Here is a 25,143-nt window from a genome sequence, read left to right as displayed (position 1 = left end):
CTAAGTACATCAACATCAGATAGTTTAAGTACGTCACAAAGCGACTCATCAAGTGCAAGCGCATCAATAAGCGACAGCACATCCACAAGTCTAAGTAACTCAGATAGTACAAGTGCTTCGATGAGTACTTCAAACAGTGCAAGCGAGTCATTAAGTGGCTCAATAAGTATTTCAGATAGTAACTCAATTAGCGCAAGTACGTCGGAATCACTAAGTACATCAACATCAGATAGTTTAAGTACGTCACAAAGCGACTCATCAAGTGCAAGCGCATCAATAAGCGACAGTACATCAACAAGTCTAAGTAACTCAGGTAGTACTTCAGTTAGCGCAAGTACTTCAGAATCACTAAGTACATCAACATCAGATAGTTTAAGTAGTTCACAAAGCGACTCATCAAGTGCAAGCGCATCAACAAGCACTTCAGACTCAGAAAGCACATCAACATCAACAAGCGACAGCGCATCCACAAGTCTAAGTAACTCAAACAGTACTAGCACATCACTAAGTGACTCGATATCGTCATCATTAAGTAATAGTAATTCGCTAAGTGACAGTACATCAGGCTCATTAAGTGATTCTACCTCAGGAAGTACATCTATAAGCACAAGCACTTCAATTAGCGATTCAACAAGTATGAGTACATCTGAATCAGAAAGTGAGTCAATATCATCTAAGAGTCAATTCTCATCCTCGATGGTTGAACCGACTAGCACATCGTTGCCAGAATTTGATTTACCATCATACTTGGCTTCAGAATCAATCAGTGCTTCAACATCAATGAGTAGTTCAGAATCACTAAGTACATCAACATCAGATTCCTTAAGTGATTCGACATCGACGAGCGTATCGCTTTCAAACAGTGATTCAACATCAAATTCTCAATCAGTCAGTGATTCTAACTCTAGTAGCACATCAAGTTCAGAAAGTGTCTCTACGTCAGGTAGCACATCAAGTTCAGATAGCATGTCAACATCAATTAGCGATTCAACAAGTATGAGCAACTCTGAAAGAGGAAGCTCAACAGACAGTACATCGACATCAGAAAGTGACTCAACATCAGATAGCGCATCAATGAGTAGATCAACGTCAACCAGCGATAGCACTTCTAATAGTTTAAGTACATCTACGAGCACATCCGACTCAGATAGTACTTCAATGAGCACAAGTACGTCTGAATCAATAAGCACATCGACATCTACAAGCAACTCGGATTCTTCAAACCATCAAGGTTCGCTTGTGGATCCTAGTGGATTCAAACCTAGTCACCAAAATCCAGGTGAACAACATCTTAGTGGTAGTATGGATTCTTCAGAATTAATTAATTCTAATCAGTCGAATAAAGAATCTAATTTCACTTCTGAAAATGAACACAATCATAATCAAGTGACTCAACATGGTAGAAAACATTCAGATCAACAAAATGACAAAGCATTACCTAATACTGGTGAAGATGAAACAAATAGAGGCGGATTAGTTTCATTAGTATTAACAATGCTAGCTGGTTTAGGATTAATTAGAAGATCTAAAAAAGACAAAAATAAAGATAGAAAAAATAATGAAGATTAATCATAGCGATTAGTTACTTAATATTAAAAAGGCTAGGGTAATATAAATAAAATGATTACTATTACAAGTAAAACTAATTTATTTATCTCCTTAGCCTTTTTGATATCATTTGAAAATGAAATAAACCATTTGATTAGGGTGAAAATATGTTGAAAGAATTTGAATATAAAATTCTATATAAAAGAATATTATTTACATGTTTCATTTTAATTATTTACATACTTGGCAGTAATATTTCTATTGTCGGTAATGAAGCAATTAAACAACATAAGGATTCATTCTTTAAGCTAGCAATTTCCAATGTCGGTGGAGACTTAAATACATTGAATATTTTTTCACTAGGACTTGGACCGTGGTTAAGCTCAATGATTATCATTACCCTAATGAATTATAAAAATGAAGATAAAGTGAAAACGCAAACGCGCGTGGAACGTCATTTTAAAGAAAGATTATTAACACTTCTTTTAAGTACGATTCAGGGATTCTATATCATACATTCATTTATTAATAAAAAGGCGATAACTGATACAAATATTTTTATATTGTTACTTGTCTTAATTACAGGAACGTTATTTTTAGTATGGTTAGCTGACCAAAATACCACATACGGTATTGCTGGACCTATGCCAATTGTATTAATGAGCCTTGTTAAATCAATGTTCAATAGTCATTTTGCTAAATTAAATTTAAATCCAATACTATTGGTCATTATCATCTGTTCATTGGCTTTGATACTCTTCATCTTACTCTTTATAGAACGGTCAGAGTATCGCTTAGAATACAATGATATTATGAATATTTCTTCAAAGGATACACCAACTTATTTGTCGTGGAAGTTAAATCCGGCAGGAAGTATAACGATAATGATGAGTTTATCTATCTTCATACTTGAGAATAATATAGTTAATCTCATAGGTAGACTTGCCGTAGATAAGGATTTTGAGACGACTATTTTCAGTTTTTCAAACCCTATAGGTATTACAATCTATTTATTGATGCAAATCGTATTAGGGTATGTCTTATCACGATTTTTAATTAATACGCGACGTAAATCGAAAGAATTTCTTAAAAACGGAAATTATTTTGAGGGGATATATCCAGGTAAGCATACGACACGATTTTTATCACAAAAAGCACGCCGTGTATGTTGGTCTGGTTCAATCATTGTAGCTATTGTGTTAGCTATTCCATTATATTGTTCATTACTTGTGCCACATTTATTTGAAGAAATTTACTTTTCGATTCAATTGATTGTCTTTGTTTATATAGGTATTAATATCGCAGAAACACTGCGTGCGTATTTATATTTTGATGGTTACAAGCAAATATTAGATAAATATTGGTAAGGAGGAAATTATGAAGCGATTTATTCCTGCATGGTATAGTCATGATAAATGGTGGGAAAGTACATCAGTACCTTTCTATCAAAAGCGTCAATACACAGACTTTGATGATATGATCAGTTTAATGACAATGCATAGTAAAAATAATGTGGATTATCAGTTGATGATACTTAGTTTCAGTCCTTATCTCAGAACTTTCCTTCACAGATATGATTTGTTTGAAACTAACTATTGGTCAGTGTTTGATGATATTCAAGGTGTTAGTCATCAAACCCCACAGGCAATTGATTATCGAGATTTAGCGTGGCCTGAAAATACAGAATTTATATTTACTCCTTATCAAATTCAGGCGGTCACAGGGGAACATACTTTTTCAAAGATACACTTTAGTCAAGAAGGATATTTAATGTGGATAGAAGACTTTCAACACAATATAATCCAACGACGCTATGTCATTGATGATAGAGGTTTTATTTCAGCGGTTAGAACATATACTGAGACGGGTCAAAGTAAAATGAAACATTACTTCTCAATCAAAGGAGAAGAAATATTTAAAGAAGATTTGAGAAATAAAACAGTGACAATTAAGGAGCAATTCCAATCAAATTTTAAACAAACAACTTATGCAACTATGGCAGATTTAATTGAAGAAAAGTTTAAAGAGTATGCCGAAAGAGAGATTAAAAAAGATGACTTAATCATCGTTGCATCAGATGAAAGACACAATTCAGTGATGGCTCATACGATAGATGAGTCTTCTTTATGTTTTTCAGTATTTACAGAGCGAAATAAGAAAGTGACGCCTGAACTATTTGATTCAATCTCTCAAGCACGCTATTGTCTGGTCGATACGCAAGACAATCAGAGAGAGATTCAACGTTATGCTAAGGAGTCTCAAACGCATCTACATTTATTAAGAGTAACGCCCTTTGATGCGCAAACGATATCTAATAAAAGTAGTCAACTCTATGATACGTATGTAGGATTATGGATAGATCAATTACCTAAACATGAATTGCGAGTGATTTTAACTTCATTATTTCAATATATACAACAAAAAGATCATTTCAAGTTAAAATTACTTACCAAATACAAGAATGATCCAAACGATTGGTTAATGGAAGAAATTGCTCGACTCAATGATACGTACCACCAAGAAAAACAAGAACATTCTGATGAAATTGAGGATATATTGGCATCACAAATAAAAAAAGAAACGGTCATAGAATTGGAGTATGTACCTTTTTCAGAAGACTTTGTTAGAGCTATCTCCAATTTAAGGTTAGTTGTCGATTTATCAAATGAACCCGACCTTTTTCTACAAATTTGTTGTATAGGCGCAGGTGTGCCACAAGTTAATTATAGAGGGACTGATTATGTTAAACATGAACAGAATGGTTTAATCATAAAAGATATTTCTCAAATCGTCTCAGCTTTAGATTATTTTTTAGTACATTTAAAAAAGTGGAATTATTCGTATGCATATTCCATGAGATTAGTAGATGAATTTAGTTCTATAAATATCATTCATCAAATTAATCAATTGTTTGAAGGTGATGATAAATATGCCACGTACATTTAAAGTACTCCAAATTGGAGGGAATGATTTAGAAAACCTTTTTGAAAATAAAAGAGAAGTCGAATGGGATTATATAGATACGGCTGTATTTGATTTTGAAAGTGGTTATCTCCAAGCAGTAGAAGCTCTTATAGAACAAAACGGGGCATTTGATTTTGTGTTTACACAAGCGCCGTACTCTGAGTCACTTATCAATTTATTCAAAATCGTTAGCACGCCCTATAACACGGTGATAGACGAGGCATATTGGGATGTGCATTTTCAAGAAGAAAAGGTCGTTCAGCAAAATTTTATCAAACCTCTCAAGTATGATAATGAGGAAGATTTGCATCAGAAATTACAGGCGATAACATTTCCTGGGCAATATGGTGATAAAGTAACACCTATACATTGTCGTGTAAATACAGCGTTTATTGGAAAATACCAATTTAACGGTAATGAATCGTTAGAGATTTCGGGAAACTTTGGCGACCAACTTACACCTCTTGTCACATGGAGTCGAAACATTATTGCTGATGAAAATAAAGTCAATCAAATATGGCCAGAATTTAAAATTGAAGGTGAAGTTAAGATACAGTATACGCTACGTATGATACCGGTCTACTCTACTGAGCAACCAGTTGAAACATTCATCTTTGAACAGAATGAATTAGACCAACCGATAGAGTTGCCTGTGAGACCGTATAAAGCTAATGTGAGTATTTCTCTCAAAGCGCAAGGAGAAGGTACGTTGTTTGTAGGTTCAATTCACAAGCGTTGGTCTAGGTTGGAATTAGGTCAATTTATTCTAGGAGGACAACGGTTTAGCGATAAAAACCGTAATGAGTTCTTTCATTACTTCAATCCAGGTGATTTTAAACCACCATTGAATGTGTATTTTAGTGGCTATAGAACTGCTGAAGGCTTCGAAGGTTTCTTTATGATGAACCGTTTGAATGCACCTTTCATTTTAATTAGTGATCCTCGAATTGAGGGTGGGGCCTTTTATTTAGGATCTGAAGATTATGAGAATGGCATTAAAGATGTCATCCTGGGTGCGTTAGATTATTTAGGTTTTACCCATGACCAATTGATACTTTCAGGATTATCAATGGGATCTTTTGGTGCTTTATATTATGCGACACGACTTCAGCCGGCAGCAGTGATAGTAGGTAAACCATTGATTAATGTCGGAACGATTGCTAATAATATGAAGCTAGTCCGTCCTAACGACTTTGGTACATCTTTAGATGTTTTAAGATCTAATGAAGGCGGTATTTCTGAAAATGAAATCAACCAACTTGATCAAAAATTTTGGAATCAAATACACAACAGTCAACTCACCCAGACAACATTTGCGATTGCATATATGGAGCACGATGATTATGATATCAATGCCTTTCATGAATTATTACCAGTACTTACAAAACAATATGCGCGTGTAATGAGTAGAAGTGTACCAGGGAGACATAATGATGATTCTTCGACAATTACTAACTGGTTTATCAATTTTTATCATTTAATCATGGCACAACAATTTGGGAGAGAATCACATGCAAGAAGCTAAACAATTTGAAGTGAAATGGCGATTAGTCAATTTAACTACATTTATGTATGGCACTAAGTTACATTTTAATAATGATGATATTTATTTTGAAAATCCACTCATGCCTTCAGGTACAGTGATTCACAATTGGTATATGCTGACGAACTTTACAGAAGATCGTGTGAGTCCTAAACTTCCGATATTAAAAAAAGGACATCGTTACTTATTTAAATTTAATTTTCAAGTTGAGCCTGAAGGAGCAGCCTATTTCAAAATTAAGTTTTATCGTAAAAACAAAGAACAATTTGAATACAAAATTATTAAAAATAAGGAAGAAGAAATCGTTTATCCGTTAGAAGCGCATTCTTATCAGTTGGAGTTAGTTAATGCTGGAATGGATCATCTTCACTTTCAAAATATAACGATTGTGGAACTAGGAGATGGGACATACCGTAACCCAAGTACTGCAAAAGGCATTAACACTAAAGAGAAGTTTGAAATTATGAATCGTGTGATAAAAAATGCAAGAACGTATGACTTGGATGCACTTTCCGATGCTGGAGGTGAAAACCGTGAATAGCGGTATTAACACAATCATTAACAACATGAGATTGCGTCGAGTGAGTAAATCTTTAAAGCAAATTAATTCATTAAGCAAGGAATATGCGAACTATACAGATGAACAATTAAAAGCGAAAACGCTACAATTTAAAGAACGGTTACAATCTAGTAAAACTACCTTGGACAAGTTATTGCCTGAAGCGTATGCCACTGTACGTGAAGCGTCGAAACGTGTGCTTGGAATGTATCCAAAGGATGTTCAAGTACTTGGAGCAATTGTCATGCACCAAGGTAATATTGCTGAGATGCAAACGGGTGAAGGTAAAACTTTAACGGCTACGATGCCACTGTATTTAAACGGGCTCGCAGGAAAAGGTGCCTACCTTATTACTACTAATGAATATCTTGCGAAACGTGATTATCAAGAGATGAAACCATTATATGAATGGCTTGGCCTTAGCGCATCTCTTGGCTTCGTCGATATACCAAACTATGAATATGAAGAAAATGAGAAGTATCATCTATATCATCATGATATCGTCTATACGACGAACGGTCGTCTTGGCTTCGACTATTTAATTGATAATTTGGCTGACGATATACAAGCTAAATTTCTACCAGACTTAAATTTTGCAATTATTGATGAGGTCGACTCAATTATTTTAGATGCAGCTCAAACACCACTCGTTATTTCAGGTGCACCACGTGTACAATCTAATTTATTTCATATTGTTAAATCATTTGTAGAAACACTTGAAGAGGATGTTCATTTTCAAGTGAAATTTAATAAAAAGGAAGTTTGGTTAACTGAAGAAGGGATAGAAGCGGCGAATCATTACTTTAAAGTAAATAATATGTACGAGAATCAACATTTTGATTTAGTCAGAATTATCAACTTATCGCTTCGTGCAAAGTATTTATTTAAGTATAATTTGGATTATTTTATCTTTGATGGTGAAATCGTGTTAATTGATAGGATAACAGGGCGCATGTTGCAGGGTACTAAACTGCAGTCAGGTTTACATCAAGCGATTGAAGCGATTGAAGATGTTGAGATTTCTAGGGATATGAGTGTGATGGCGACGATTACATTCCAAAACTTGTTTAAACAATTTAATCAATTTTCCGGAATGACAGGGACCGGTAAACTAGGGGAAAAAGAATTCTTCGATTTATATTCCAAAATAGTGGTAGAAATCCCAACTAATAGTCCAATTAAACGTGACGATCGTCCAGATAGAGTCTTTGCGAATGGAAATATTAAGAATGAAGCGATTTTAAAAAGTGTCGTTGATATTCATCGCACACAGCAACCAGTACTTCTTATTACTAGAACAGCTGAAGCTGCAGAATATTTCTCACAGCAATTATTCAAAAAAGACATACCTAACAACTTGCTTATCGCACAAAATGTTGCGAAAGAAGCACAAATGATAGCAGAAGCTGGGCAATTATCAGCGGTAACAGTGGCGACAAGTATGGCTGGACGAGGTACTGATATTAAATTAGCTAAAGATGTCTTCGAAATTGGTGGATTAGCAGTCATAATTAATGAGCACATGGAAAATAGCCGAGTAGACCGTCAATTGAGAGGGCGTTCAGGACGTCAAGGAGACCCAGGGTATTCTCAAATTTTCGTATCATTAGATGATTATTTAGTAAAACGTTGGAGTAATTCTAATTTAGTGGGAAATGAAAAACTACTATCGTTGGAATCTTCAAAATTAGAAAATAGTACACTATTCCAAAGACGAGTGAAGTCAATCGTTAATAAAGCGCAACGGGTTTCTGAAGAAACTGCCATGGTTAATAGAGAAATGGCTAATGAATTTGAAAAAAGTATTAGTATTCAGCGAGAAAAAATTTATGACTTAAGAGATCAAATTCTTGAGAGAGAACACTTTGAGGACTTTAACTTTGAACAATTAGCGCGAGACGTCTTTGCGAATGATATTAAATACAAAAAGTTAATCAACGAAGAAGCACTGATTAATTACATTTATAAAAATTTAAGTTTTGTTTTTAATGAAACTGTTTCAAATATAGACATTAAAAATCGTGAAGAGGTTATACAGTTTTTAATAAAACAGTTTAAGCAACAACTTAATCATAATCTGAAAGAAGTATCTGACCCATACTTAAAACGCCGTTTTTTACAAAAGTCCTTTATAAAAGCAATTGATAGTGAGTGGATAGAACAAGTGGATAACTTGCAACAACTTAAAGCAAGTGTCAATAATCGACAAAATGGTCAACGAAACATCATTTATGAATATCACAAAGTTGCTTTAGAAACGTATGAATTAATGGCGAAGGACATCAAAAGAAAAATCATTCGAAATTTATGCTTAAGTATTCTAACATTCGATAAATCTGATGATATGGTCATCCATTTTCCATAAATAAAGAGGTGTAAAGGCATGACGATTTATAATATAAATTTTGGTATTGGGTGGGCAAGTAGTGGGGTTGAATATGCGCAAGCTTATCGAGCTCAACTGCTTCGTCAACTCAACTATCCAATCAAGTTTGTGTTTTTAGATTTTATTCAATCTGAAAATATTCAAACTCTAACGAGTAATATTGGGTTCAAAGATGATGAAATTATCTGGTTATATCAATACTTCACAGATATTAATATCGCTCCCACTACATATACAGTTAATGATTTAATATCTGAACTTGGTAACGAGGTCTCAAGTTATGAGCGAAATGGGAAAGTATTGAGACTGTATTTAGACAATAATGAGACTTTCGTTACATGCTATTTAAAAAATCCTGAAGAAAACTATGTCGATCGTGCAGAATTTGTAGTGAATGGCATGTTAATTCGTAAAGATTTTTATAGTTATGTGCGTACATTTTCTGAGTATTATGCGCCGTATGATAAGAGAGCTAAACTATATATGCGTCAATTCTATAATGAGGACGGATCAATTGTTTATAAAGAATACATAGATGATGATGCACATGTATATGTATTTGATGATGCACGTTTATATAGTAAAGAAGAATTTATCGCGTATTTTATTCGCAAACTTCACTTAGAAAGCGACGATATTGTCATTATTGATCGCGCTACAGATGTAGGTCAGGCTATTTTACAAAATAAGGGCGACAGCAAAGTGGGTGTAGTTGTCCATGCCGAGCATTATAGTATGAACTCAACTGATGATACACATATTTTATGGAATAATTATTATGAATATCAATTTGAGAATGCAAAATACATTGATTTCTTTATTACAGCAACAGATTTACAAAATAAAATATTAAACGAACAGTTTAAAAATTATACGCATGATTCTCCTAGAATCAGAACGATACCAGTGGGGAGTCTACATCAATTAAGTTATCCGCAAGAACCTAGAATGCCTTTCTCTATAATCACTGCTTCGCGCTTAGCTAGTGAAAAACATGTGGATTGGATAGCTCTAGCGGTAATTAAAGCGAGAAAAGCGCTACCTGAATTAACATTTGATATTTACGGCCATGGTCCTGAACAAGAAAGAATCGAGAAGATAATCCAAGAACATCATGCCCAAGACTATATTCGGTTAAAAGGGCACGTGAACCTTCAAGATGTCTATCGTCATTATCAACTATTTGTTGCTGCTTCTCAAAGCGAAGGCTTCGGTTTGACACTGATGGAAGCAGTAGGTTCAGGGCTAGGCATGATAGGATTTGATGTCAATTATGGTAGTCCGACATTTATTAAAGATGCTCGTAATGGTTACCTTATTCCTATTAACTTGGATAGAGAATCCATCAACGACGTCACAGATCATATGGCGACTAAGATCATCCAATATTTTGAAAATGGCCCCTCACACCCGCACGATGTATCATACGAAATTGCTGAGGAGTTTAAGACAACTCATATAGTTGAAAAATGGGAACAATTAATTAAAGAGGTGCTACATGATTAATTTATTCGAGAATTATGATAGTAATACCCGTGAGTTACATGAATCACTTAAAATAGCTGGCTATCATCCTTTTACAATTGTATTAAATGATGATGGTTTCTTACCAGATGAAGTGACTTCACCTTATCAATACTTTGCAAATTATCAAATCTATGATGATGACAAACCAGCATTTTTTAATGATGTAACTACACCGCCCTTTTGGGAAATAAAAGGAAACGGTACGATGGCTCAAGTCATAGACATGGGCGAGTTGCGAGGTAAAATATTCTATAAAGAATATTATAAAACGAGAGTCGTAAGTTATGTAGAATGGTTAGATAAACACCAACGACTTCGTTCGGTCGATTACTACACAAAAGAAGGATTCAAATACGCTGAAAAGGTCTATGATTTGTCCGGTACACCCATATTAAAAAAATATATGGATAGAAATGGTAAAGAAGTTATATACGAAAACTATGTGACTCAAAATATAGTTTTGGATTACAGAGGGAAGTCTTATTTCTTTGAAACGACGAAAGAATTTATAGCATTTTATTTAAATGAACTAAATATTGATTATAAACAAGTCGTTATTAATTCCCTTTCAACACCGTTTATTACGCTTTATCATCAATCTATTGCACAACAAGTCGTGTTATTTTGGCAAGAACAGTCTCAAGGGCATGTCCCGGGAAATATGAAATTAATGTTTGAGCCAAATAATTTCAGCCAGTTTTCAGTAATTATTCCTGAAAGAGAAGAGTATCAAATGATTACTAATCAACTGAATTCAACTGAAAATCAATTCGTATATCCCTCTGGGTACTTATATAGTAAAAAGAAAGAAAATCAATTATCAAAAAATATTTTAATTCTAACTAATTCCGATCAAATTCCGCATTTAGAGGCATTAATACAACGTCATGATGATTTTAACTTTCACATTGGTGCAGTGACAGAAATGTCTACTGTACTTACAAGCCTAGAACATTATCCGAATGCGAAACTTTATCCGACAATTAAAAGAGATATGGTAGAGGAACTTTATCAACGATGCGATATTTATCTAGATATTAATGAAGGTGGGGAAATATTGAATGCTGTTAGAACAGCATTTGATTATAATTTACTCATACTTGGGTATAAAGAGACTGCACACCATTTAACTATAACTTCACCATCACACTTATTTTCAGCTGAAAATGTTGCAGAATTGAGCCGAGTACTTACTGAGGTAGGTTCTAATAAAGATATATTTAAAGATAAACTTGATCAACAGTCGTCTCACGCGAATGAAATCTCGGTTTCAACATTTAAGACGGCACTCAATCAAGCATTGAATTAAAAATGCTAAGTATTACGTTGTTAAACTTACAGAGTTGTAATTTTAAGCATTATATCTTAAATTGTGTGCAATGATATGTTTAGATATAACTGAGGTGAAAAAAATGAACAATTTTGATGAAAGATATGATGAAAGACATAATGAAAAAGCTAATAATGTATTAGGCGCTTTAAGTTATCTTAGTGTGTTTTTTGCACCTGTGTTATTCCCACTCGTTGTATGGATTATAGCGAAACCCCCAGGTTCTACTCATTCTAGAAATGCTTTATTTAATCATATTTTCACTTGGGTATTTGTAGCTATTGGATTGTTAAGCCTTATGATTATTCCAGCGTTATTTGATAGCGCGCATTCTGGAATAGGAATAACAATTGCATTTATCGTTGCAGCAATTTTCTTTATATGGGCAATTGTCCTATTCTTTACAAATATAATTAGAGGTATTAAATTACTCATTATTTAATGTATGTAAGAAGAGTTGGAGCGTTTAGTTCCAACTCTTTTTTTATGTAATTTAAAAGAGCTTGTCGATGATCAATCGAAAAGCCCATTTTTTAAATAAAATAGTTATTATTTTCTAGCAGAAATCTTTTTATGAATCAAAATAACTAACCCCAAAACGAGCGCTATAATTCCTGCCATAACAGGAGAATGAGATATAGATTTACCTGTTTCAGGAAGTGTGGATTTTGATGTCGTTTGATAAATAGGATGTTTATGTTCTACTGCGTTGGATTTAAAAAAATATGGCTCTGAACTGGCATCTTTTGAATCATCTTTTAATGAATGTAGTTGTAATTGATTCATTGTTTGATTCTCATTAGGAGTTGCAGCAGATACTGGTTGATTGCATACCACAAGAAAAGCGAGAGTAATTAAGACACTACCAATAGTGCAAGCGACAAATTTTTGAGTCAAAATAATCTCTCCTTTAAAATTTAAAATCTATACATTAGAGAAATATAATAAAAGTCTCCCAAGAAGCATTGTTTAAAGTACAACAAATTTACAAATCATTCACGTTCTCTATGTATAATAAATAAGATATCACAAGCTATTTATGAACTCCTGTGTATGAGATATCAAATCTATGACAAAATTGTCACTTTGATATTTATAGTAATATTTAAGATTTTTGAAATTATACAAAATATACAAAAATGTAGATTAAAAGAAAACAATATTGATTTTACAAGATAATATAATGAAATAAAAAGGTGGGCATACTTTAATGTATTGCAACGCATATGTTAATAAGTATCGCATAAAGAATTTAGTCTTATATATAATCCTTATTAACTATTTTTAATTTAATTAATAAAGGAGGGAAAATTATGAATGAAATGCAAAAAGTTAAACCTACAAATCGAGTTGCTGAAATGGTGTTAGGGATCATGGGTAGTATATTTGGTATATTAGGTGGTTTGTTCGCTATTATGCTCCAAGGTGTTAGTTCTCAACTTGATACTGATGGTGGCAATGTAGGTGGATTAGGCGTAGCTGTAATTATTACTTGCATTATAACTCTTATTTTAAGTTGTATTATTAACAAAAAAAGAGTTTTAATTGGTGTGCTTTTAATCATTGGTGGGATCCTAAACTTTATTTTTATTAGTTTTTTTGGAATTCTTTCAGGAATCTTGATTTTAGTAGCAGGTATACTAGCGTTGGTAAGAAAATAAATCGGTTAATAAAAATTGACTTTAATTTCTTAATAACATAACAAGTGCATTATTTTACAAGGATTCGCGATATAAATTTGTGAGTAATTGAAATAATGATAATTAAATTTTACTAAATAATAACCTCTATATTGTTAACAACGATATGGAGGTTTATTTTATTTATATATTAATATAGCAATGGCAAGTCACTTTGGAGTATGCAGTCAATCAAATGGCAACACATTTTTTTATATCATTTGTTATTTAATCTTAGTTAAATGCTACAATGTATACGAGGTGATAGAGTTGGACATCGTATATCTTGCAGGCGGATGTTTATGGGGTACAGAAGCCTTTTTTAAAACGATACCTGGCGTGATTAATACTGAGGCAGGAAGAGTTAATGGAACTACAAATAACTTAGATGGCCCGTACGACGGGTATGCAGAATGTGTAAAAGTTGAATTTAACTCAAATCAAGTAACCATTAAAGAGTTAATGAGTTATCTCTTTGAAATGATAGATCCATATAGCTTGAATAAACAAGGACAAGATGTAGGTGAAAAATATCGTACCGGTATATATAGTGATGATTCTAATCACTTAAATGAAGCTCGCGATTTTATTGATAGTAGATCAGACGCACAACGAATTATGGTGGAAGTTAAACCATTATTAAACTATGTGAAAAGTGCTGAAGAACATCAAGATCATCTTGATAGGCATCCTGAAGATCAATATCTTTGTCATGTTCCTGAATCACTTTTAAATAAATATAAAAAGTAAATTTATTAACTAAAGTATCAAGAAGATACGTAAAATGCATTTAGAGTTATGAAGAAGTATTTAAATAATAAATAAGACTCCCCGCCGATGCGGAGAGTCTTAATTTTTAACTCTTATCTTTTAGAAGTGAAAGTATCTAATAAGCTTAAAGTAGCTAAACCTAGTAAATCAAGGGCATGTTGAGCACCTTTTTTACCGTGGCCAGCTTCAAAGTGTTTATAAGTTGCAACACCTAATACTGAAATAGTAGCAAGTGAACCTAGACGTGAGATGTTTTTGTTTAAGAAACTTGCAGCGAATAATGCAGCTGCAGTAGCTTCAACACCACCCGCTACTTTAACTGAACTAGCTGGTAAACCGAATGTGTTAGTGAAAGTATCTACCATACCTTGGTCACCTTGTAATTTTGGTTTGCTTGCATTGTATAATTCTTTAGCAAGTTTTAAATTTGTAGCATAACGTAAAATCATAAAATATTTCCTCCTATTTATCTTCAAAATATTTATCTACTATAGGTTTAACCCTTTCCCCAAAAAGACGAATTGAATTCATCACATACTCATGTGGCATAGAACCTACAGGCGTATGAATCATAAAGCGATTAATACCTAGAGTTTCAATTGTATCAATAATCTTTTGTGCAACTGTTTCAGGGCTACCTAAGTAGATAGCACCATGACTGCCTATTTCTCTTTCGAATGCATTCTCATCGAAAGCTGGCCAACCTCTTTCTTTACCTATAATATCTTGATGTGCTTTAAGTGAAGGGAAGAATTCTCGTTTAGCTTGCTCATCTGTTTCAGCTACATAACCCCATGAGTGTACACCAATAGGTAATTTTGAAGGATCATGTCCGTAAGATAACGCAATTGATTTGTATATTTCAATATTACGTGCAAATCGTCTAGGATTTCCCCCAATGATAGCATACGTAATAGGTAAGCCAAACGCACCAGCTCTGAGTGATGATTCAGGCGTACCACCTGTAGCAATCCATATAGGTAATTCGCCATTTTCTACTCGTGGGTAAATGCCAGTGTATTCTAAACTTGGTCTTAATTTACCTTCCCAACTTATGATTTCATGTTTGTTGATTTTAAGCAACATTTGAAGTTTTTCATTAAATAGATCTTCATAGTCATTTAAATTATAACCGAATAGAGGGAAAGATTCGATAAATGAACCTCGACCAATCATGATTTCAGCTCGGCCATTAGATACAGCATCTAAAGTCGAAAATCTCTCATATACTCTAACCGGATCATCAGAAGATAAGACCGTAACAGCAGATGATAATTTAATGTGCTGTGTTCTTGCAGCTGCAGCGCCTAAAACTGTTACGGGATCAGAAACTGCATAGTCTTTTCTGTGATGTTCGCCTAAACCATAGATATCTAAACCAAGTTGATCGGCGAGTTCAATTTCTTCGACAATATTTCGAATTCGTTGTGCATGACTAATAGATTCATGCTTGCCATCAGGCATAACAATATCGCTATTCTCAGCAAAAGATGTTAATCCCAATTCTATTTTCATCACTCACACCCCACTAGTATATTTTTTATACTAGGTATATATTAAGCTTACACTTTTACTATGTCAATATAAAAGTTTCCTTATTATAAAAAATAATATTGAGCATCATATGCATCATTATAGACTTCAGCTAATTTATCTTTAATATAGGTAATATTCACCAATTAAATCTCCCCTTTAGAATTTAAAATCAAACTGGCATAATAGTAACGTTGACTAAAAATTTGAAAGGAGTATGAAGATGAATGGAAGACAGTAGAAACTATAATCTCATCACGACAATTATGTTTATTTCAGGAATTATCGTGATGGGTAGTTTATACACAGCATTGCCTTTAACCGCAGCTTTTGCAGAAGACTTTCATGTTCCTCAATCAGTAGCAACATTGAATGGTGTTGTTTTCTCACTCACTTATTCAATAAGTTGTCTTTTCTACGGCACCATCTCTGAAAAGTTCGGCAGAATAAAAACGATACTGATGGGTATTAGCGCGCTAGTCATCATTTGCTTAATCATAGGATTCGTACATTCATTTATGCTTTTACTTATCATGCGCGCATTGCAAGGTATCTTCGCTGCAGCATTCTCTCCAGTAGCGATTACGTACACAACTGAAACATATCCTCCAGTCAAACGAATTACAGCAATCAGCTTTATTAGTACAAGTTTTATGTTATCAGGTGTACTCGGTCAAAATATGAGTGAAATAGTAGTCAGTTATCTCAATTGGCATTGGGTTTATTTTATCTTAACGATATTATATTTAACACTGACATTTATTATTTATAAACATGTGCCAGAAAGCCCTAATAAAAAGCCAGATCTAAAACTACTTAATTTCTTCAATAACTTTAAAGACTTTGGTCAAAATCTTAAAGTATTGTATTGCTTATTTATTTCTCTTACGCTACTCATTATGTTTATTAGTATGTATAGTATCTTGAATTCATATATAACCTCTAATAAAGTTGGTGGGGATATGTCAGTTGCATCAGTCGTAAAATTATTTGGTGTGATAGGAATGTTTTTATCATTATTAGCAGGACGTTTGAGTGGTCGATTAGGTACGAAACGTGTCCTAACTTTAGCGCTCTCTACATGCGTGGTATCACTTATACTCATGGGAACTTTCACGAACATTGTACTCATCACTATTTTTAGTGTGACATTTGTAGCAGGTATTGCATTTGCTATACCTACAGTGATTTCTAAAGTGGGGGTTGTGGTGAACAGTAATCAAGGTTTCTTTTTATCAGTTAATACAGTGATTTTATTCTTAGGAACGGCTATTGCACCAATTTTAATGATTTATGTTAAGCAAATTCCTAATTTCTTCTTAGAGTTTGTAACTATTGCAATAATAGGTGTTCTAGCAGTTATCGTTTCTATATTTATGCCGAATGACCATTATGTGAATTAATTTTGTAGGAAAATGACTCAACATTTCATAGTTATAGAGTATAAGAAAATGATTTGTTTATAGTATGAAGCTATAGATAAATCATTTTTTAATATTAGACGTTAAGCGACAATGTCATGTAGTCTGAATATAACAACATTAAAACAATTGGGGTGGAGTCAATTGAATTATTCTCCAAAGCAAGGCACGAGAAGTCACGGGTTACCGCATGACCCATTTAAAAGTAGTACCGTACCAAGACCTATCGGTTGGATTTCGACAGTATCTAAAGATGGTGAAGATAATTTAGCACCTTATAGTCAATATCAAAATTTAACATGGGATCCACCGATGGTTATGTTCGCAGCTAATCAATCTGTATTAGGTAATCATGAACGGAAAGATACAGTAAAGAACGCTGAAGAAACAGGTTGGTTTGTATGGAATATGGCTACATATGACTTACGTGAAGCGGTTAATCTTTCTTCGAAGGCTTTACCACCTGAAGAAGATGAATTTGAATTCGCCGGCGTTACAAAAGAAGAATGTATTGAAGCGCCTGGATATAGAGTTAAAGAATCACCAATACACTTTGAATGTGAATATGTTCAGACAGTACGTATACCAACAGGTGATCCTGTATCAACTGTGGATATTGTTATAGGACGTGTGGCACAAGTCCATATCGATGACAAAGTCATTCTCGATAATGGTAAATTAGACATTCAATCCATTCGACCTATCGCACGTTTAGGATATTATGACTATACAGTAGTGGACGAAATCTTTGAGATGAAAGCACCAGCTGCTACTAAAGAAGAATTAGCTGGATTAGAAGGCCGAAATTTTGATAATAAAACGGAAGAGTAAATTTAAAATATTAGGATGCATGACGCTCTCAGGAGTGGCATGCATTTTTCTTGTAATGAATACAAATGCACTTTACACTTGATGAAACTTAAATTTATCAGACGCACAATCTTTTAGGAATTAAATGAAATTTACATTTAAAGAGGGGCGAAAAAGATGAAAACAGATATGCAAGCAATGGTCATCCATCATTATGGTAAAGGACCTGTATCACTTGAAAGAATGCCATTACCAAGTATGAGTCCTTACGAAGTTCGTGTAAAAATTAAAGCAGCAAGCATTAATCCCATCGATTTTAAAATTCGTGATGGTGGGCTTAAAATGTTATTAACATATCAATTTCCACTCATTTTAGGCAATGACTTTGCTGGTGAAGTGTATGAAGTAGGAGACAAAGTCACTCAATTTAAGGTAGGGGACAAAGTTTATGGTCGTCCACGAAAATCTAAAATTGGTACATTTGCTGAATATATTTCAGTTAATGCAGAAGAAATCGCGCCAATGCCTAAAGGATTATCGTATGAAGAAGCGGCGAGTATACCTTTAGTGGGCTTAACAGCGTATCAGGCAATCAATGAAGTTATTCAAGCGCAACCAGGGGACAAAGTACTTATTCAAGCTGGATCTGGCGGTGTTGGAAGTTTTGCAATCCAATACGCGAAAGCTAAAGGACTCTATGTTGCAACAACGGGAAGCGATAGTGGTAAAGAACTCATTGAGTCACTCAATCCAGATGAATTTATTAATTATAAAGAACAAGACTTCTCAGAGGTACTCAAAGACTTCGACGGTGTATTTGATACGCTTGGAGGAGAGAACCTCGAGAAATCGTTCCAAATTCTTAAGCCACAAGGCATCATCGCGTCCATTTCAGGACTGCCAACTGAACGTAATGCACGAAAATTAGATAAAAGTATCTTTAAACGTGGCATACTCAAAGCAGCTTCATATAAATATCAACGTTTAGCTAAAAAATACGATGTTCAATATGAATTCCTGTTTATGCATCCAAGTGGTCAACAATTAAGAGAAATCACAGAACTCATTGAAGTTGGAAAAATTAAACCTATTATTGGTAAAGTATATGACTTTAAAGAAACACAAAAAGCTTTAGAATACTCTGAGAGCGGCAGAGCTAAAGGTAAAATTATTGTGAAGATGGAAGATGAATAAAAGAGGTGAAACAAATGAAGAAAATAATGATTGTTAATACAAGTACAGAGTACTTCGGTAATACGGAAACGCCCACGGGTCTTTGGCTAAGTGAACTTGTTCATTTCTATGATGCTTTCAAAGATACGAATGTAGATATTGATTTATTCAACATCACAGGAGGCAATACACCTATTGACCCAGTGAGCCTTAGTCCATTTATGTTAGACAATACTACAAAGGCATATTATAACAATGAGCATTTCATGGATATGTTGAAATATTCTCAACCTATCAGCGAAGCTCAACCTGATAAATATGATGCTGTATATTTCACTGGGGGTCACGGTGTCATGTATGATTTCCCGGAAAATAAATTTATACAAAGTGCAGTGAACACGATATATGAGCAAGGTGGTATTGTGTCAGCAGTCTGTCATGGTGTTGCTGCGTTGCTAAACGTTAAAGATGCAGGAGGCACATTTCTCCTACAGAATAAAAATGTGACTGGTTTTTCAAATGTTGAAGAAGTACTAGCTAAACGAGATACAATGATTCCATTTCATTTACAAAATGAAATCAAACACCGTGGTGCCAGCTATCATTTCGGACGTGTGCCTTTTACATCTACACTTGAAGTCGACGATCGAATCATTACAGGACAAAACCCTCAGTCTCCATCACAAGTTGCTGAAGCAGTTAAAAAAACAACTCTTATCCTAAATTAAATCAAAAGCACGTATCTTTTACTTTTGTGAGCAGGTAAGTAGGAGATACGTGCTTTTTTAAAATTTATTCATTTATGAATTTTTACAACCGTTTAGAGAACTTTCTAGTGTTGCATTTAATGTTTCAAAGATTTCATCAACAGAATAATTGTAATCATTTTCAACCCAGCGTCTTAAAACTTCTATGACGCCACTACTATAGAAGTCAGCTAAAATTTCAGGGTGCTTACTTTCTCGAATTTTAAGTGCTAGTGGATCGTTGTGATTATTTTTTGAACCATACAACATCATTTCGCGACTTGCATGTGTCAGACTTCTAAATACATCTACTTGCCTTGAAGATACGAGCAAGTGTTTGAAAACAGTTTTATGTTGTTCTATATAATAAATAAACGCTTTAAATGACTCAGCGGTATCAATAGAGTGCTCTGTATTTGGATCACCCATGATTTCGCCTGTCATATACGGAGGTAATGAATAGAGTAGGTCATATTTATCTTGAAAATAACGATAAAAGGTACTGCGATTAATTTCAGCTACTTCACATATCTTTTGTACAGTAATTTCATCAAAGTGATAATCATATAACAGTTCAGAAACAGTTTTATTGATATGTCGAATCATACGTTTTTGCGTTGATGTAGGCATACACATTTCTCCTCTATATTTCTTCTCAAAGGATACTTCATGACTTAGAATATACGTTAATTTATCATAAGTAGCGTGTTTTTACCAAATATAACTCCTGATGATTATCATTTTAAGATAAGTGAACAAAGAAAAACCCCTTCACTGTCATTCAATGTGAAGGGGTTAATGATACTATCGATTTTTAGTTAGTGATCAATACCTTTTAACCATTTATCGACTTTAGTATCATGATTATCTACATAATCTTTAGCAACGTCTTCAGGGTTTTTATTATCTTTGAAGATTTTTTTCGCTAATTTTTCTTCATCATCTTTGCTCCAATTATCGGAAATACGTGTTGCAATCGTATATGCAGCAGGATGATCATCTTTGAAATTTTTATTAAACACTAGGTTAATATGTTCATCATCTTTACCGTAAATCTTCTCAGGATCTTTCAACATTTTAATATCAAGTTCCTTAGAGAACCAACTTGGTTCCATAGCAGTAAAGACGATAGGTTTTTGTTGTTTATAAGCTTTTTGAATCGTTTTAAATTGATCTTGGTCAGATGACTCTTTAAGACTATATTTGTCTAATTGACCATCATCTAATTCACTTTTAGTTTGTTTCATAACACCATTTCTAGCATCTGTACCTTGTATTGTCCAATCGACAGATTTACCAAAGCTGTTACTACTATTGCCAGTATTACTACTAGTAGTAGATTTCTTGCTATTTAAGTCTGAAATTGAATTAATATCCTGTTCATACTTAGGAACAGCTAAGCCAACTTTAACATTATCAACTAAATTCTTCTTATCATAAACAGTTAAATTACTTTTAAATTTATTGTAAAAGCTTTTATCTGTTGAAGGGAAGATACCTGATGCGTGGAATGAGTCAGAGTCTTGAGATACTGACGCATATAATGGACCACTCGCTTGTACTGGCGTAGTAGTAACATTGTATCCAGCTTTTTTAAGGACTTCCGCAATAACTAATGAACGTGGTGTAGAATTATCGCTTGCAATATAAGGGATATTAACATCTTTCTTACCTAGTGACGTATTTCCGCCACTCGATGATCCATTGCCACCATTACCACACGCACTTAGCACAATTGCTAAGGCGAGTGTGGCAAGTAGTCCTAAAACTTTGAAACTACTTTTCTTGAACATTCGGCGTTTCCTCCTTTGTGATTTTACTCTCTCTCATCTTCATTATCATGTCTGCGAGGTGCACGACGCGCATAGTCATCATATAAATCTTTGTTATTTTCACGTGCATATAACATTAATGCGTTAAATAACATATCTTGATCGTTAGTTTCGCGAGACAATTGTTTAAATAAATCAGTTGTACGAGACTCACTATCAGAACGTTGCGCATGATCTCTATAATGACGTTCTTCGTATCGGCCATCCTCGTATCGAGATTGAGGGTCATCATATCTTTCCTCACGATGAGGTTGACGTTCATATCTGTTTCTTTCGCCTTCACTACGGTAATGATTACCTTGTTGTGTGTAGAGAGATTCATAATCTACATGCTCACGTCGTTGACGAGATGGTTCATCTACATTTGATTCTCTCTCATCTTGTCTATATTGTGATCTACGATATTGTGAGTCATTTTCCGGAAAATGATCTTCCCCATAGCCACGACGGTCATCATCTAGACGAACGTAGCGAGGATAGTCCTCTTTATCATTATTGCCATAGCGATCACGATTGAAATAGCGCTCGCGGTCATCATAACGTCTATGTCTCTCATCATGTGCATCACGTTTGTCATAAGCCTGACCATGACGACGTGTATATTCTTGGTCATCATAATAAATGTCTTCATCACGATTACGACGGTTATAGCGATGTGCTTCATTCGTAGAAGTATTCGTGTTTGAATGACCTTCTTCTAAAGCTTTACCTTCGATATCAATCTTAGGTAAGATACCGCCTAACCATTTAGGGATATACCAAGAACCTTTACCAAATAATTTAGTAAGTGCTGGAATTAAAGTCATGCGTACAACGAATGCATCGAAAAGAACGCCGAATGCGAGTGAAATACCCATGGATTTAATCGCTGAATCTTCTTGGAAGACAAAGGCGATAAACACACTGAACATAATGAGTGCTGCTGCAACGATGACTGGACCACTTTCTTTGATACCTACACGGATAGAATGATCGTTGTCACCCGTTTTACTATACTCTTCATGTACACGTGTCATTAAGAAGAGTTCATAGTCAATGGCAAGTCCGAAGAGTAAGCCAATGGTGATGACTGGTAGGAATGCTAATAAAGGACCCGTATTTTCTACACCGAATAGGCTACCTAAGAAGCCATCTTGCATCACGAGTGTCGTAAATCCAAGTGTTGCTAGTAGTGATAATACGAAGCCGAGTACAGCTTTTAATGGTACTAGGATTGAACGGAATACAAATACTAGTAGCACAAATGCTAAGAGTACAATAACGCCAGCAAATACTGGGATAGCTTCATTAAGTTTTTCTGACATATCAATGTTAATTACACTTTGTCCTGAAATCTCTGTATTAAAGTCATATTTCTCTTTAGCAGTTTTATTATAATCACGTAAATCATAAACTAAATTATTTGTAGACTGTGCATTTGGACCATCTTCAGGAATGATAGAAATCAATGCATAGTGATTATTATCATTCAATTGTGGTGATGCCACTTTATCTACATTATCCATATCCTTAATATCATCTCTAATATTATTTAGATCTTGTTGAATATCTTTCTTGCTTCCGCCGTCTTTCGTGTTTACTAACATAACGATTTGACCATTATAACCGGCACCAAAGTTATCAGTAATTAAGTTATAAGCTTTGTGTGCTGATGTATTGTTAGCTTTAAGACTATCGTCAGGGATACCTAAACGCATACCACTCACTGGAAGGGCAGCTGCAATTAAGATAAGTAAACTAATAATAATAGCAATAATTGGTTTACCTACAACAAATTTAGCCCATGGATGATTTTTAGGATCTTTATTCTTTTCAGGTTTATCTTTAATCTTAATACGTTTATGGAACACGCTAATAAGTGCAGGTAAGAGTGTTAACGCAGCAAGGACAGCGAATAATACACTAATTGCTGATGCGAATCCCATAATAGCTAAGAAATCAATGCCAACTAGTGATAAACCACAAACTGCAATCATTACGGTCACACCGGCGAAGATAACGGCACTACCTGCAGTACCAACTGCTGTCGCAATAGCTTCGACAGGCTCTAGACCGCGTTTACGAACTTCCTTATATCTAAAGAGTATAAATAGAGAGTAGTCTATTCCAACGGCTAAACCTATCATTACAGCTAGAGTCAGTGTGAAGTTTGGAATATCGAATATAAATGTTAATAGAGCGATGATTCCAACACTGGAGCCTAGTCCGATGAGTGCACTGACAATTGGCATACCAGCTGCAATTAATGAGCCGAATGTAATCAGTAGAATGATGAAGGCAGTGACAATACCTACAAGTTCTGAAGAACCACCTACTTCAGAATTCATTGAGCCACCTTGAGTTTGCTCGATTTTAAGATTATGATCTGCTTTTACATCATCTAATTCTCTATCGATAATTTTCTTAGAAGAATCTTGCAACGCTGTTTGGTTAACGACATAGTTAACTGTTGCGATTGCAGTATCTTTATCATCATTAACTTGATGAGAATCATAAGGGTTACTTACGTTTTGTAGGTAATCATCATCTTGTTTGATATTATCAAGTGCTTTTTCAATATCTTTCTTAGTATCTTTGTCTGTAATACCATTCTTCTTATCGGAATGGAAGACAATCTTCATCGAGGCTTTTTGACTATCCTGATGAAATTCTTTAGTGATTTTATCATTTGTATCTAATGATTTTAGACCATTCATTGTGATGTCATCATCAAACTTAGGTGAGTTAATCATTAGCGGGGTGATAATAACGCCTAGAACGATTAACCATGCAAGGATACTCACCCATTTGTTCTTAGCAATGAATTTGCCCAATTTGTATAAAAGTTTTGCCAAGACATTTCCTCCTATTTGTATATTATTTTGCAACAGAGCATGGAATTCTTAATAATTTTAACGCGATTTGGAGGCATTAAAATTAAGGTGCTTGTAAGTTACATATACTAATTTAACAATTTCCCAACGCTCTAAACACCACTAATTTGAGTAAGACGTTGAAAAATGCAACAGATAGTCAGAATTGTTGTTACTTTTTTAGAAAATGATTAAGCAATAAGATATTTAGAGTGAAGCATTAACAAAATGCCCAATTAAACAAAGCGTTCCTATTAAGAGTAAGCACAAACCTGGTACATAAATTTTCTCTCTTAAATCAAATGATTCAGCTTTAGACACGATTCTACTCACTAAAATAAGTAATAGACCAATTATCATAAAAATAATGGAAGTTGTTAACATACATCGTCCTCCTACAGTATCTCGTTGTCGCCTAGTTCCGGATATATATAATGAAGAAATAGATTATGAAGTTACTTTCATATTC

The 25,143-nt window shown here is 34.2% G+C and carries 22 protein-coding genes and 1 pseudogene; 16 read left to right on the top strand and 7 right to left on the bottom strand.

Translation table 11 applies throughout. From position 1 onward, the window contains the following. The 10 genes and pseudogenes from AC3WQX_RS08990 to AC3WQX_RS08945 form a co-directional block, all read left to right on the top strand. Positions 1-636 (top strand): annotated as a pseudogene (locus AC3WQX_RS08990) (hypothetical protein); the annotation flags it as partial. Beyond that, positions 637-1,569 (top strand): LPXTG cell wall anchor domain-containing protein, encoded by a 933-nt coding sequence (locus AC3WQX_RS08985; protein WP_218085109.1) that lies wholly within the window; start codon positions 637-639, stop codon positions 1,567-1,569. It abuts the pseudogene before it with no gap. A gap of 146 nt (positions 1,570-1,715) precedes the next feature. Next, positions 1,716-2,915, top strand: a complete 1,200-nt coding sequence (gene secY2 / locus AC3WQX_RS08980) for an accessory Sec system protein translocase subunit SecY2 (RefSeq protein ID WP_023350957.1) — start codon at positions 1,716-1,718, stop codon at positions 2,913-2,915. Positions 2,916-2,925: 10 nt separating this feature from the next. Further along, positions 2,926-4,494: an accessory Sec system protein Asp1 gene (asp1, locus tag AC3WQX_RS08975; protein ID WP_030062703.1), complete on the top strand. Its 1,569-nt coding sequence runs from the start codon at positions 2,926-2,928 to the stop codon at positions 4,492-4,494. Then, entirely contained in the window at positions 4,478-6,037 is a 1,560-nt protein-coding gene (asp2, locus tag AC3WQX_RS08970; protein WP_049326525.1) for an accessory Sec system protein Asp2, read from the top strand. The genes asp1 and asp2 overlap by 17 nt, the downstream gene beginning before the upstream one ends. Then, positions 6,024-6,596 (top strand): accessory Sec system protein Asp3, encoded by a 573-nt coding sequence (asp3, locus tag AC3WQX_RS08965; protein ID WP_030062701.1) that lies wholly within the window; start codon positions 6,024-6,026, stop codon positions 6,594-6,596. Before asp2 ends, asp3 begins: the two co-directional genes overlap by 14 nt. Further along, positions 6,589-8,979, top strand: coding sequence for an accessory Sec system translocase SecA2 (secA2, locus tag AC3WQX_RS08960; protein WP_095323985.1), 2,391 nt, complete (start codon positions 6,589-6,591; stop codon positions 8,977-8,979). Before asp3 ends, secA2 begins: the two co-directional genes overlap by 8 nt. A gap of 18 nt (positions 8,980-8,997) precedes the next feature. Continuing rightward, positions 8,998-10,506: an accessory Sec system glycosyltransferase GtfA gene (gtfA, locus tag AC3WQX_RS08955; protein ID WP_030062699.1), complete on the top strand. Its 1,509-nt coding sequence runs from the start codon at positions 8,998-9,000 to the stop codon at positions 10,504-10,506. After that, positions 10,499-11,836, top strand: a complete 1,338-nt coding sequence (gene gtfB / locus AC3WQX_RS08950) for an accessory Sec system glycosylation chaperone GtfB (RefSeq protein ID WP_037550693.1) — start codon at positions 10,499-10,501, stop codon at positions 11,834-11,836. Before gtfA ends, gtfB begins: the two co-directional genes overlap by 8 nt. A 103-nt stretch (positions 11,837-11,939) precedes the next feature. Next, a complete protein-coding gene (locus tag AC3WQX_RS08945; protein ID WP_002436374.1) occupies positions 11,940-12,299 on the top strand; it encodes a hypothetical protein in 360 nt (119 codons plus the stop codon). Between the two features lie 107 nt (positions 12,300-12,406). Here the strand turns inward: AC3WQX_RS08945 and AC3WQX_RS08940 are convergent, their stop codons facing one another. Next, positions 12,407-12,754: an LPXTG cell wall anchor domain-containing protein gene (locus AC3WQX_RS08940; protein WP_030062697.1), complete on the bottom strand. Its 348-nt coding sequence runs from the start codon at positions 12,752-12,754 to the stop codon at positions 12,407-12,409. A 416-nt stretch (positions 12,755-13,170) separates the two neighbouring features. Here AC3WQX_RS08940 and AC3WQX_RS08935 point away from each other — a divergent pair, with 416 nt between their 5' ends. Both AC3WQX_RS08935 and AC3WQX_RS08930 read left to right on the top strand, forming a co-directional pair. Further along, positions 13,171-13,518: a DUF4064 domain-containing protein gene (locus AC3WQX_RS08935; RefSeq protein ID WP_002454198.1), complete on the top strand. Its 348-nt coding sequence runs from the start codon at positions 13,171-13,173 to the stop codon at positions 13,516-13,518. Positions 13,519-13,806: 288 nt separating this feature from the next. Beyond that, positions 13,807-14,286: a peptide-methionine (S)-S-oxide reductase gene (locus AC3WQX_RS08930; protein ID WP_023350966.1), complete on the top strand. Its 480-nt coding sequence runs from the start codon at positions 13,807-13,809 to the stop codon at positions 14,284-14,286. A gap of 113 nt (positions 14,287-14,399) precedes the next feature. Here AC3WQX_RS08930 and AC3WQX_RS08925 read toward each other — a convergent pair whose 3' ends face one another. Continuing rightward, the gene (locus AC3WQX_RS08925; RefSeq protein WP_002436380.1) at positions 14,400-14,756 is read right to left on the bottom strand and encodes a hypothetical protein; all 357 of its coding nucleotides are present in this window, start codon (positions 14,754-14,756) and stop codon (positions 14,400-14,402) included. Positions 14,757-14,769: 13 nt separating this feature from the next. Next, a complete protein-coding gene (locus AC3WQX_RS08920) occupies positions 14,770-15,822 on the bottom strand; it encodes an LLM class flavin-dependent oxidoreductase (RefSeq protein ID WP_030062696.1) in 1,053 nt (350 codons plus the stop codon). Positions 15,823-16,067: 245 nt separating this feature from the next. Between AC3WQX_RS08920 and AC3WQX_RS08915 the strand changes: the two genes are divergently transcribed. The 4 genes from AC3WQX_RS08915 to AC3WQX_RS08900 all read left to right on the top strand — a co-directional run bounded on the left by AC3WQX_RS08915 (position 16,068) and on the right by AC3WQX_RS08900 (position 19,972). Continuing rightward, positions 16,068-17,243, top strand: coding sequence for an MFS transporter (locus tag AC3WQX_RS08915; protein WP_030062695.1), 1,176 nt, complete (start codon positions 16,068-16,070; stop codon positions 17,241-17,243). 162 nt (positions 17,244-17,405) lie between these two features. Continuing rightward, the gene (locus AC3WQX_RS08910; protein ID WP_002436367.1) at positions 17,406-18,092 is read left to right on the top strand and encodes a flavin reductase family protein; all 687 of its coding nucleotides are present in this window, start codon (positions 17,406-17,408) and stop codon (positions 18,090-18,092) included. 156 nt (positions 18,093-18,248) lie between these two features. Beyond that, entirely contained in the window at positions 18,249-19,265 is a 1,017-nt protein-coding gene (locus AC3WQX_RS08905; protein WP_037550690.1) for an NADP-dependent oxidoreductase, read from the top strand. Between the two features lie 14 nt (positions 19,266-19,279). Beyond that, positions 19,280-19,972, top strand: coding sequence for a type 1 glutamine amidotransferase domain-containing protein (locus AC3WQX_RS08900; RefSeq protein ID WP_002454192.1), 693 nt, complete (start codon positions 19,280-19,282; stop codon positions 19,970-19,972). Positions 19,973-20,044: 72 nt separating this feature from the next. Here AC3WQX_RS08900 and AC3WQX_RS08895 read toward each other — a convergent pair whose 3' ends face one another. The 4 genes from AC3WQX_RS08895 to AC3WQX_RS08880 form a co-directional block, all read right to left on the bottom strand. Continuing rightward, complete coding sequence (locus AC3WQX_RS08895; RefSeq protein ID WP_492740069.1) at positions 20,045-20,620, bottom strand: TetR/AcrR family transcriptional regulator; 576 nt, start codon at positions 20,618-20,620, stop codon at positions 20,045-20,047. Between the two features lie 188 nt (positions 20,621-20,808). Continuing rightward, on the bottom strand, positions 20,809-21,783 hold the full coding sequence (locus AC3WQX_RS08890; RefSeq protein WP_492740068.1) for a glycine betaine ABC transporter substrate-binding protein: 975 nt from the start codon (positions 21,781-21,783) through the stop codon (positions 20,809-20,811). 23 nt (positions 21,784-21,806) lie between these two features. After that, a complete protein-coding gene (locus AC3WQX_RS08885) occupies positions 21,807-24,656 on the bottom strand; it encodes an MMPL family transporter (RefSeq protein WP_037550687.1) in 2,850 nt (949 codons plus the stop codon). A 225-nt stretch (positions 24,657-24,881) separates the two neighbouring features. Beyond that, positions 24,882-25,058: a hypothetical protein gene (locus tag AC3WQX_RS08880; RefSeq protein WP_162837220.1), complete on the bottom strand. Its 177-nt coding sequence runs from the start codon at positions 25,056-25,058 to the stop codon at positions 24,882-24,884. Positions 25,059-25,143: the final 85 nt, after the last annotated feature.

The organism is Staphylococcus sp. FW104-15G4D (genome assembly GCF_058790135.1).
This window is presented reverse-complemented; position numbering and strand designations above follow the sequence as displayed.

Excerpts from the sequence above, each read along its gene's own strand:
- AC3WQX_RS08985 (WP_218085109.1), top strand. The coding sequence starts at position 637 with ATGAGTACATCTGAATCAGAAAGTGAGTCAATATCATCTAAGAGTCAA.
- secY2 (WP_023350957.1), top strand. The coding sequence starts at position 1,716 with ATGTTGAAAGAATTTGAATATAAAATTCTATATAAAAGAATATTATTT.
- asp1 (WP_030062703.1), top strand. The coding sequence starts at position 2,926 with ATGAAGCGATTTATTCCTGCATGGTATAGTCATGATAAATGGTGGGAA.
- asp2 (WP_049326525.1), top strand. The coding sequence starts at position 4,478 with ATGCCACGTACATTTAAAGTACTCCAAATTGGAGGGAATGATTTAGAA.
- asp3 (WP_030062701.1), top strand. The coding sequence starts at position 6,024 with ATGCAAGAAGCTAAACAATTTGAAGTGAAATGGCGATTAGTCAATTTA.
- gtfA (WP_030062699.1), top strand. The coding sequence starts at position 8,998 with ATGACGATTTATAATATAAATTTTGGTATTGGGTGGGCAAGTAGTGGG.
- gtfB (WP_037550693.1), top strand. The coding sequence starts at position 10,499 with ATGATTAATTTATTCGAGAATTATGATAGTAATACCCGTGAGTTACAT.
- AC3WQX_RS08945 (WP_002436374.1), top strand. The coding sequence starts at position 11,940 with ATGAACAATTTTGATGAAAGATATGATGAAAGACATAATGAAAAAGCT.
- AC3WQX_RS08935 (WP_002454198.1), top strand. The coding sequence starts at position 13,171 with ATGAATGAAATGCAAAAAGTTAAACCTACAAATCGAGTTGCTGAAATG.
- AC3WQX_RS08925 (WP_002436380.1), bottom strand. The coding sequence starts at position 14,756 with ATGATTTTACGTTATGCTACAAATTTAAAACTTGCTAAAGAATTATAC.
- AC3WQX_RS08920 (WP_030062696.1), bottom strand. The coding sequence starts at position 15,822 with ATGAAAATAGAATTGGGATTAACATCTTTTGCTGAGAATAGCGATATT.
- AC3WQX_RS08915 (WP_030062695.1), top strand. The coding sequence starts at position 16,068 with ATGGAAGACAGTAGAAACTATAATCTCATCACGACAATTATGTTTATT.
- AC3WQX_RS08905 (WP_037550690.1), top strand. The coding sequence starts at position 18,249 with ATGAAAACAGATATGCAAGCAATGGTCATCCATCATTATGGTAAAGGA.
- AC3WQX_RS08900 (WP_002454192.1), top strand. The coding sequence starts at position 19,280 with ATGAAGAAAATAATGATTGTTAATACAAGTACAGAGTACTTCGGTAAT.
- AC3WQX_RS08895 (WP_492740069.1), bottom strand. The coding sequence starts at position 20,620 with ATGCCTACATCAACGCAAAAACGTATGATTCGACATATCAATAAAACT.
- AC3WQX_RS08890 (WP_492740068.1), bottom strand. The coding sequence starts at position 21,783 with ATGTTCAAGAAAAGTAGTTTCAAAGTTTTAGGACTACTTGCCACACTC.
- AC3WQX_RS08880 (WP_162837220.1), bottom strand. The coding sequence starts at position 25,058 with ATGTTAACAACTTCCATTATTTTTATGATAATTGGTCTATTACTTATT.